The organism is Streptomyces sp. NPDC057638 (assembly GCF_042800315.1).
Classification (GTDB): domain Bacteria; phylum Actinomycetota; class Actinomycetes; order Streptomycetales; family Streptomycetaceae; genus Streptomyces.
Window position 1 is genome coordinate 38414 of sequence record NZ_JBHVHF010000024.1, and the last position, 8997, is coordinate 47410.

Annotated in this window: 8 protein-coding genes and 1 pseudogene; 4 read left to right on the forward strand and 5 right to left on the reverse strand. The window is 71.5% G+C overall.

Annotated elements, in window-relative coordinates; genetic code table 11:
- Positions 1–75: 75 nt before the first annotated feature.
- Positions 76–951 (forward strand): annotated as a pseudogene (locus tag ACFVIM_RS06055) (IS481 family transposase); the annotation flags it as partial.
- Between the two features lie 41 nt (positions 952–992).
- On the opposite strand, the gene ACFVIM_RS06060 reads toward ACFVIM_RS06055, so the two are convergent.
- Complete coding sequence (locus ACFVIM_RS06060) at positions 993–1988, reverse strand: recombinase family protein (RefSeq protein ID WP_384299058.1); 996 nt, start codon at positions 1986–1988, stop codon at positions 993–995.
- 596 nt (positions 1989–2584) lie between these two features.
- Between ACFVIM_RS06060 and ACFVIM_RS06065 the strand changes: the two genes are divergently transcribed.
- Together ACFVIM_RS06065 and ACFVIM_RS06070 are read left to right on the forward strand one after the other, a co-directional pair.
- A complete protein-coding gene (locus ACFVIM_RS06065) occupies positions 2585–3106 on the forward strand; it encodes a SigE family RNA polymerase sigma factor (protein ID WP_384299072.1) in 522 nt (173 codons plus the stop codon).
- Positions 3103–3687: a PASTA domain-containing protein gene (locus ACFVIM_RS06070; protein WP_384299060.1), complete on the forward strand. Its 585-nt coding sequence runs from the start codon at positions 3103–3105 to the stop codon at positions 3685–3687. Before ACFVIM_RS06065 ends, ACFVIM_RS06070 begins: the two co-directional genes overlap by 4 nt.
- On the opposite strand, the gene ACFVIM_RS06075 is transcribed toward ACFVIM_RS06070, so the two are convergent.
- From ACFVIM_RS06075 to ACFVIM_RS06085, 3 genes are all read right to left on the reverse strand, one after another.
- Positions 3596–4390 (reverse strand): Tn3 family transposase, encoded by a 795-nt coding sequence (locus ACFVIM_RS06075; protein WP_384299074.1) that lies wholly within the window; start codon positions 4388–4390, stop codon positions 3596–3598. The genes ACFVIM_RS06070 and ACFVIM_RS06075 overlap by 92 nt on opposite strands.
- Before the next feature lie 395 nt (positions 4391–4785).
- Complete coding sequence (locus ACFVIM_RS06080; protein ID WP_384299063.1) at positions 4786–6477, reverse strand: flavin monoamine oxidase family protein; 1692 nt, start codon at positions 6475–6477, stop codon at positions 4786–4788.
- A gap of 52 nt (positions 6478–6529) precedes the next feature.
- Complete coding sequence (locus ACFVIM_RS06085) at positions 6530–7327, reverse strand: carbon-nitrogen hydrolase family protein (RefSeq protein ID WP_384299065.1); 798 nt, start codon at positions 7325–7327, stop codon at positions 6530–6532.
- A gap of 401 nt (positions 7328–7728) precedes the next feature.
- On the opposite strand from ACFVIM_RS06085, the gene ACFVIM_RS06090 reads away from it, so the two are divergent.
- On the forward strand, positions 7729–8286 hold the full coding sequence (locus ACFVIM_RS06090) for a Repetin (protein WP_384299067.1): 558 nt from the start codon (positions 7729–7731) through the stop codon (positions 8284–8286).
- 51 nt (positions 8287–8337) lie between these two features.
- On the opposite strand, the gene ACFVIM_RS06095 is transcribed toward ACFVIM_RS06090, so the two are convergent.
- Entirely contained in the window at positions 8338–8793 is a 456-nt protein-coding gene (locus ACFVIM_RS06095; protein ID WP_384299070.1) for an Lrp/AsnC family transcriptional regulator, read from the reverse strand.
- Between the last annotated feature and the right edge of the window lie 204 nt (positions 8794–8997).

An 8997-nucleotide genomic window follows, 5' to 3' on the forward strand; every position in this document is an offset into this window, starting at 1 on the left:
CTGGGTTGTTGAAATGGGTGAGGGCCTCTGGGTTTGGTGTGGATTACGACATCTGCACCAGACCTGGAGGCCCTCGTGTCCCACCGTAACGCCCCGCTGACCGAGACCGGCCGCTGGCGTCTGGCCCGCTGTGTCGTGGACGACGGCTGGCCCCTGCGCCGGGCCGCGGAACGCTTCCAGGTCAGCCACACCACCGCCGCCCGCTGGGCCGGCCGCTACCGCCTCCTTGGCATCGCCGGAATGAGTGACCGCACCAGCCGCCCCCACCACCAGCCACTACGGACCCCACACGAGGTGGAGGAACGGGTACTGCGCCTGAGACGCGAGCACCGGATCGGCCCGCTCCGGCTGGCCGTCCGCTGCGGGATCGCCCCCTCGACCGCCCACCGCATCCTCACCCGCCACGGCCTGCCGCCCCTGGCCGCGCTCGACCGGGCCACCGGCGAACCCGTCCGCCGCTACGAACGCGCCCGCCCCGGAGAACTGGTCCACATCGACGTCAGGAAACCCGGCCGGATCCCCGACGGCGGCGGCCACAGGACCCTCGGGCGGGCCGAAGGACGCCGCAACAAGACCGGAACCGGCTGGGCCTACCTCCACACCGCCCTGGACGACCACACCCGCCTGGCCTACACCGAAGACCTCCCCGACGAGACCGCCCCCACCTGCGCCGCCTTCCTGCGCCGGGCCACCGCCTGGTTCGCCGAACGGGGCATCACCATCGAACGGGTCCTGACCGACAACGCCTGGGCCTACACCAAGAACACCTGGCGCCAGACCTGCGATGACCTGGACATCAGCCCACGCTGGACCAGGCCCTGGCGGCCCCAGACCAACGGCAAGGTCGAACGCTTCCACCGCACCCTCATGGACGAGTGGGCCTACCAGAGGCCCTGCACCTCAGACCACAAACGCCAGGAAGCGTTCACCGACTGGATCGACTGGTACAACTAGGCCCCTTGGGAGGATCGGACCGGTGAGTAGCGGCTCCGTCAGGCGCTGGTCGGAGTAGCCGTCGACCGCTGGCGCAGCGCGGCGAAGTCGGCCTGTGCAGCCTCGACGGCTTCGGGGTACACCGCCCTCTTCTCGTGCTCGGCCAGCGCCCGGTAGATGCTTGCGACGGAGGGGCTGTGTCCCTTGCGCTTGCCGGTGGGGATGATTAGGTCGGGTTGGATCTGCTCGACGGATTCCCCGGCTGCACGGCGGCGTAGGACCGTGTGGAGCATGTCGTCGGTGATGACCGGGGGCCGGCCGCCGTGCCTGCCCTTGCGGACGGCGGTGTCGAGCCCTTCGAGGGTGGACTCGCGGATGTTCTCCCGTTCGGTCTCCGCCATCGCGGCGAAGAACGCGAACAGCAGCCGGCCAGGCCCGCAGGGGTCGTACATGCCGGGCAGCGGTCCGGCGAGCATCTCCAGGACCAGGCCGTGGGCGGTGAGGTGGTCGGCGAGCGCGGTCAGCTCGGCGGCGTCGCGCCCGAGCCGCTTCATCTCGTACACGGTGAGGATGACACGGCAGTGCGGGGCGTGGGCCTTGATGTCGCGGGCGGCGGCGAGGGCTGCTTCGAACTGGGGGCGGACCCGGATGCGGGTGCTGATCTTCTCGCTGAACACCTTCTCGCGCGGGACGCCGTGCGCGGTGAGGGCGTCGACCTGGGAGTCGAGTTCCTGCCCGAGGGTCGAGCAGCGGGCGTAGCCGATCCGAATGTCCGCGCCTGGGGTGCTCGGGTCGACCGGGGCCGGCGGCGGGGTGCCGGGCCGCCAGGGCTGTCCAGGGCTGCGGTCGGCGGGGGTCTGGACCCGTAGGAGCTCGGCGAGGCGGGGCACCTTGGTGAACCGGCCGGTGTGGTAGGTCCCGGCGACCGCGCCGCCGCGGGAGCGGCAGGGCGATCCGGGTGCGGCCGAGCACCGCGGGCAGGGGTGACGCTCGACGTCGTCGGCGTCGGCGTCGGCGTCGGCGTCGGCCGCAGTGGGGTCGTGAGGGTCCGTCATGACTCCGCATGTTCTCACAACTCAGTTCTCAGAACGGGGTGCCGCCCACTCTTGAGTGAGAACGGGTTGTGAGAACCGATCCGGCTCCGGGACGGCTTCTCGGGCCTTCCGTTGATCTTGCTCTGGGAAAGGACCGTTTGCGAGAGGGGAGGGGTGAGGCTCTGTGATTGCCTGACTGCGCACCGCGTTTGGCCCCGGCCTGCCGGAGAGCTACCTGGGGTCCAGCCAAGGTGGGCCCAGAAGGGGCAGTGAGACGATCTTGAAGGCGTGAGCCCGCGTTCCGGGCCTACCACCGAGGGCTTGGCCCTGTCCGTCGCCGACGTCGGCGAACGTAGTATCTGGCAAGAGGCGCCCCCGTTCTTCTCGGCCGACTGCGGGCCGCCCGCCCGGCGGCCCTCCGCTTCGCCGGACCCCGCCCGCACCCCGGGCGGCAGCGGCGCGAGGTCCTGGGACACCCTTCCGTCCCGGCTGTGATTCACGTCACTGCCGGCGGCTCGGTGCAGCACCCGGCCCCGTTCCGCCGTCATGGGGGCAGTGATCGGGACGGGACGAGGAGAGGAGGTCGGCGGGTGAGGTTTCGCAGGAGCGGTCCGGGCATCGGATTCACGGAGTTCGTCGCACAGCGGTCGGGAGCGTTGTTCCGCACCGCGTATGCGCTGACCGGTGACGTGCACGTGGCCGAGGATCTGGTGCAGGAGACGCTGGAGCGGGCGTGCCGACAGTGGCGGAAGGTCGCGGTGGCGGACTCGCCGGAGGCGTACGTGCGCAAAGTGCTGGTCAACCTGGCCAACGACCGCTGGCGGCGGCTGTCGCGCCGGGGCGAGCGCCCCGGGCTGTCGGGGGTGCCCGAGACGGCCGACCCCCGGGACCGGTTCGGGCAGGTGGATCTGCGCGCGGAACTGATCGAGGCACTGCTCGGGCTGCCGATGGGCATGCGCAGCGTGGTGGTCCTGTACTACCTGCACGATCTGGACGCCCGGCAGGTCGCCGACGTCCTGGACATCTCTTCGAGTGCGGTGAGGTCCCAGCTCGCCCGCGGCCTGGCCAAGCTGCGCGATTCCGTATCGGCCGCCCAGGCGCCGCACACGCCGTCGGCCGCTTTCGGAGGTACGAAGTGAGGAACACGTCGTCCGGACCGGCCCCGTTCGAGCCGGGCCTCGAAGCCGAGCTGCGTGCCGCGGTGGCCTCCTTCGCCGACGGGCCGACGGCGCCGGTCGTCGACGCGGCCGCGATCGAGCGAGCCGTCAGCCGCAGCCGCACCCGCCGGGCGCTCCTCGGCACCGCTGCGGCGTGCTGCGTGCTGGCGTGCGCCACGGTGGGGTTCTTCGCGCTGAAGCCCGTGCCGCCCGCGCCCGGCGCCTCCCCGTCCCTGTCCCTGTCCCCACCGGCGAACGGGGCGTGCACCCCGCTCGCCACCGGCACCCCCAAGAGCGGAAGCGCCGATGCGACTCCGACACAGGAGCAGGAGCAGACCGCGGGAGCGGGCATCGCGCTACCGGACCTGGCCGGCATGCCGGTCGAACAGGCCGGAAGCCTGCTGCGCGGACTCGGACTGAGCTGCACGATCATGCGGCACACGGACTGGAACGCTCCCGCCGGGCAGGTGATCAGCAGTCAGCCCCGGGGCGGCGCAGAACCGGTGGCACCGGGCTCGTCCGTCCTCCTGCTGGTCTCGACGGGCAAACCCGGCGGAACCTGAGCGACCGGGCCCTTCGGCCCGCGCACCGGCCGAGTGACCCAGGGGCCGGTGCCGGGCAGTCCGTCGACCGCGACGCACCGGCTGGACGCCCGCCCCTCCGGGCTGCTGCTGGACTTTTCCGAGGGGCGCGTGCGGGGAGGGGAGTGGGGGGAGGGCTCCTGCCGGTGGGGCGCAGGGCCGTGGCGTCGGCGGAGCATGCGCGCACAGACGCTCCGCCCGTGCGCGCGCCGACCGCCGACTCCCCGTCCCGGCCGCGCCATGGCCTCGTCACGGTCCAGCGACAACGGCACCGCCGCACCCTCGCTGCAGCAAACGTACTGACGTTCTCCAACGTTGACCTGGCAGTTCCGGATGAAGGATCGACCTCCACCCTTTCGGTCGCGGTGATCGCCAAGTCAACCGCCGGGCAAGGGGACGTGAGCCTGCTCGTCTCGGCGCGCAGGTAGCCCTGGTCGACCTGAACCAACCGGCCCCGGGTCAGCGCGGGCACGTTCGGCTTCACGACCGGGGTCAAGCCGACGTTGCAGGCCTCGGAGAGCAGCAGGGCGCAGACGCTCAGCTCGAACTCCTCCATCGAGGGGTAGGCGCCGGAGATGTGCGTGAACGCCGAGGTCATGCCGGTCAGGTCGGCGACCTCCAGGAGCAGCTCGGGGAAGTCGACGTTGGGGAGCATGTTGTTGGCGAGCTGACGGAAGGCAGGCATCAGCTTCGGCTCCGTAGCCGGGCCGAGGCGGTCCAGGGACAGCTTGCCGTCCTTCACCGACACCGCGGTGTTGCCCGGGAGCCCGGCGACGACCTGGTGGTAAGCGCCGTGCAAGGCTCCGGCGAGTTCCGCAAGGTGGGCGGCGGGCTCCGCCTCCAGCCCGAGCGCGGTCAACACGGTTGGCTGCGCGGACTCCCAGCGGTCCCCGGACAGGAGCTTCGCGCGCGGGTCACCCCACCGGTCCGCCCTGCGCGCGTACACGTCCCGTCGCCGCAGGGCCCAGGGGTGGGGGCACCTCCCGGGCCGCAGGGCCCAGGGGGAAGCGCCCGTACACCCGACCCCAGCGCGACCCGGATGAGAGTACGAGCATCCCTGGAGCCGTGTACGTCCGCGCCTCAGTCCTCCGGCAGCTCCACCGGCGCGATCTCCTCGTATACGTCTCCAGGTCCCGGGTTACCCCCGTCGGTCGCGCCACCCAGGTGGTGCATCACGCCCCAGACGGCGTTGAGGGCGGTCTGGACGGCGCCCTCGGCCCAGCCCGCCGTCCAGGAGATGTCGTCGCCCGCGAGGAAGATGCCGCGCTTGTCCGCGGGGAGTGTGTCCTGCATGAAGTGGGTGAACAGGCGCCGCTGGTAGCGGTAGTGGCCGGGGAGGTTGGCCTTGAACGCGCCCATGAAGTAGGGCTCGTTCTCCCAGGAGACGGTGACCGGGTTGCCGATGATGTGACGGCGGATGTCGACCTTCGGATAGATCTCGCCGAGTGAGTTCAGCATGACCTCCATGCGCTCGTTCGCCGAGAGCGGGAGCCACTTCAGGCTGTCGTCGCACCAGGTGTAGGAGAGACAGATGACGGCGGGCTTGTCGGGCCCGTTGTCCAGCAGATAGGTGCCCCTGGTCATGCGGTCGGTCAGGGTCATCGACATGGTGTCGCGGCCGGTCTCCTCGTCCTTGTCGAGCCAGAACGGCCGGTCGACGGGGACGAACAGCTTGGACGACTCCATGTAGTGCGTACGCTCGATCGCCGTCCAGTGGTCGATGGGGAAGAGCGCGTCATCGCAGGCGATCTTGGAGAGCAGCATCCAGGACTGCGCGGTGAAGATCGCCGCCTGGTAGGTGCGGATATCCCCGGTGGCGTCCGTGACGGTGATGCGGTTGCCCGCCGTGCGGTGCAGCCGGGTGACGGCGGGCTTGGGCGCACCGCCGTGGAGCGAGGAGAGGGAGGTCCCCTGCGCCCAGTGGGTGATCTTCTCGGGCGCGCGCTCCCACAGGCGCAGCGGCAGCTGCTGGCTGCCCTCGACGATGCCCTGGTGGTGGTCGTCGGCCTCGGAGTAGACGACGCGCAGGATCTCCAGGATGGAGTTGGGGAAGTCGGTGTCCCAGCCTCCCGTACCGAAGCCGACCTGCCCGAAGATCTCCCGGTGCCGGAAGGAGCGGAACGACTCCGAGTCGCACAGGAAGCCGTAGAAGGTCTGGTTGTCGAGCTTCTCCACCAGGCGCGCCCAGATCTCGCGGATGCGCGGCACGTCACGTTCGCGCATGGCGCGGTTCATGTCGGAGAAGTCGGCGCCCTCCTCCAGGCACGCGTTCCAGGCGTCCATCACATCGCGGTAGACCTGCGGCAGGTCGTCGATGGTCTCCGCGTAGTGCGTCTCACCCTTGAGGTCGACGACGGTCGACGGGGTACCGGGGGCGAGCGGGTTGGGGAAGGGCGTGGTGGTCAGGCCGACGAGGTCGATGTAGTGCTGGAGCGCGGTCGAGGACGGCGGGAAGCGCATCGCCCCCATCTCGGCGGTCAGCTCGGGGTCGCTTCCCTCGAATCCGACGGTGCGCAGCCGTCCGCCGATCTGGTCCGCCTCGTAGACGACGGGCTTGACGCCCATCTTCATCAGCTCGTACGCGGCGACCAGGCCGGAGAGCCCGCCGCCGATGACGGCGACCTCGGTGCCGTGCTCGGTCGCGGGGATCTGGCCGAGCCCGGCCGGATGGGCGAGGAAGTCGTCGTAGGCGTACGGGAAGTCCGGGCCGAACATGGTGATCGGCGGCTGGGCCTCGGTGTGCTGGACGGCGGTGGGCACCGTGGACGTCATGGTGCGGACTCCTTGCGGGCGGAGGGTGATGTTCCGGGGGGTACGAGGGGGCTCAGCCGAGCGTCGGATACAGCTCGGGCCGGCGGTCACGCAGATACGGGTTGGCCGCGCGCGAGCTGTCCAGGAACCCCCGGTCCACCTCGCCGACGACCAGTTCCCCGCCCCGTCCGGCGCGGGTGCGGACCGTGCCGTCGGGACCGGCCAGACAGCTCAGCCCGACGAACTCGAACGCGCCCTCGTGCCCGGTCCGGTTGACGTACGCGATGTACATCTGGCTCTCGAAGGCCCGTACGGGCACGAGTGACTCGGCGACGAACTGGAAGGGGTGCATCTGGGCGGTGGGCACCAGCAGGAGGTCGGTCCCGGCCAGCGCGTGCGCCCGGACGTTCTCCGGGAACTCCACGTCGTAGCAGATCAGCAGGCCGATCCGGAGACCGTCGAGCTCGGCCTGGACGACGGGCCGCTCGCCCGGGGTGAACCAGCGCCGCTCGAAGTCGCCGAAGAGATGGGTCTTGCGGTAGTTCGCCAGGCGCTCGCCCCGCGCGTCGATGAGCTGCGCCGCGTTGTACACCCGCGCACCGGAGCGCTCCGGGTATCCGTAGCCGACGGCGAGCCCGTGGCGTTCGGCGATCTCGGCGACGGCGGTGGCGCCCGGACCGTCGGCGGGCTCGGCGAGCTCGGGGACCCGGTCACCGATCGCGTACCCCGTCAGCCACATCTCCGGGCAGACGAGCAGCCCGGCCCCGGCCGCCGCGGCCCGGGCGGCGGCGTCGTCGAGGGCCCTCAGGTTGTCGGCGACCGAACCCGGTCGGCCGGAACTCTGGAGCAGGGCGGTGCGCAGCGGGGGCATGTCGGACCTCGGACGGGACGGGAAAGCGGGAGGGGAACAGGGCGCGGAGGTGCACGGACCCGCCGAACGGCACCGGCCGAGGGCGTGGTCACAGGCGTGAGGGGTTGGGAAAACGGTACGGCCCGCCGCCAGGGCGGGACAAGGCGCGACCGTTGCGCGTCAGCGGACGATCCATTGCGTGATCGGGCCCCTCGGTGGCGATTCGTTGCACGCGGTGGCGGGCGCCGCGTCCGCCCCGGGTAGCACCCGGGTTCCGCCGCGCGGCGGAAGCCGGGTGGCGACCCGCGCGCGATGTGTCCCGGCGGCTCGGGCGGAAGAGTGGTGGCTGTCCGGTCAGCCCGCCGGACCGCTCCGGAACACCCGCGGCGCCCGGCCACGGGACACGATCGAGAGGACCCGTCGTGAAGCACACCGTCCAGACCCGTACGAAGGTCATCGCCTTCGCCTCCGCCCTGCTGATCGGCGCGGGCGCGGCCGGGACGGCCATCGCCGCCCCCGACGGGGAGGCGCCCGCCGAGCGGCCCCGCCTCGCCGCCGCGCTCACCGGCGAGGCCAAGCTCTTCCGGTCGCTCGGCGACGACATCACCTTCACCTTCGACGCGCGGCTGGCGGCGAAGGACACCAAGAACCCGCGGAAGGCGACCGGTACCTTCTCGTTCAGCCACTACCGCGACGGCCGGGGGGCCAAGGCGACGGCCCGGGTCGACTGTCTGGTGACCGGCGGCAAGGTCGCCGTGGTCACCGGGATCATCACCGAGTCGGACCTCCCGGGGGGCCGGGGAAAGCGGGTCGGTGTGACCGTCCACGACACGGGTGGTACGGACCGCCTCGGCTACAGCTGGGCCGCCGGCTCGATCTCGTCCATGGATGTGCCGCCGTGTGTCTCGTCGGCGCCGTACGAGAAGGTGAAGGAGGGCACGGGCGACTTCACGGTCGTACCGTGGCGGCCCGCGCTCTGAGCCCGCGCGCCCGGCGGACCGTCGTACGGATCAGGCGGACCGTCGTACGGATCAGGCGGGCGGACCCGAGGAGAAGCGGCGCAGCAGCGGGGAGAGCACCAGCACCGACTTGGTGCGCTCCACGAAGGGCTCACCCGCGATGCGCTCCAGGACCCGCTCGAAGTGGCGCATGTCGGCGGCGAAGACCTGGATGATGGCGTCGGCCTCACCGGTCACGGTGGAGGCCGACACGATCTCCGGGTAGCGCTCAAGACCGCGCTCGATGGCCTCGGGGGAGGTGTTGCTGCGGCAGTACAGCTCGATGAACCCCTCGGTCTCCCAGCCGAGCGCGCCGGGGTCGACCCGCACGGTGAAGCCGGTGATGGCCCCGGTGGAGCGCAGCCGGTCCACGCGCCGCTTCACCGCGGGCGCGGAGAGCCCCACCGCCGAGCCGATGTCGGCGTAGGAGCGGCGGGCGTCCTCGGCGAGGGCGTGGACGATGCGTTCGTCGAGATCGTTGAGTCGCACTGCGGATGGGTCACTTCTCTGCCGTGGGCCGGGCGGGGCGCGGTGATACGCGGGCGCCCCCACCGCAGTAGAACACGGCCGGGACACGGCGGAGGAACGGGCCGGGAACCGGGGATCGCCCAGACCGACGGGGGTGGTGTGGGCGGTCACCGGGACACGGCCGTGGGCCGGGCGGCAAAGCCCTTTCGGGAACGGCCCGAGGGC

What these genes read in the sequence shown, in the direction of transcription:
- ACFVIM_RS06060 (WP_384299058.1), bottom strand. Translation starts at nt 1,988, where the DNA reads ATGACGGACCCTCACGACCCCACTGCGGCCGACGCCGACGCCGACGCC.
- ACFVIM_RS06075 (WP_384299074.1), bottom strand. Translation starts at nt 4,390, where the DNA reads ATGCCTGCCTTCCGTCAGCTCGCCAACAACATGCTCCCCAACGTCGAC.
- ACFVIM_RS06080 (WP_384299063.1), bottom strand. Translation starts at nt 6,477, where the DNA reads ATGACGTCCACGGTGCCCACCGCCGTCCAGCACACCGAGGCCCAGCCG.
- ACFVIM_RS06085 (WP_384299065.1), bottom strand. Translation starts at nt 7,327, where the DNA reads ATGCCCCCGCTGCGCACCGCCCTGCTCCAGAGTTCCGGCCGACCGGGT.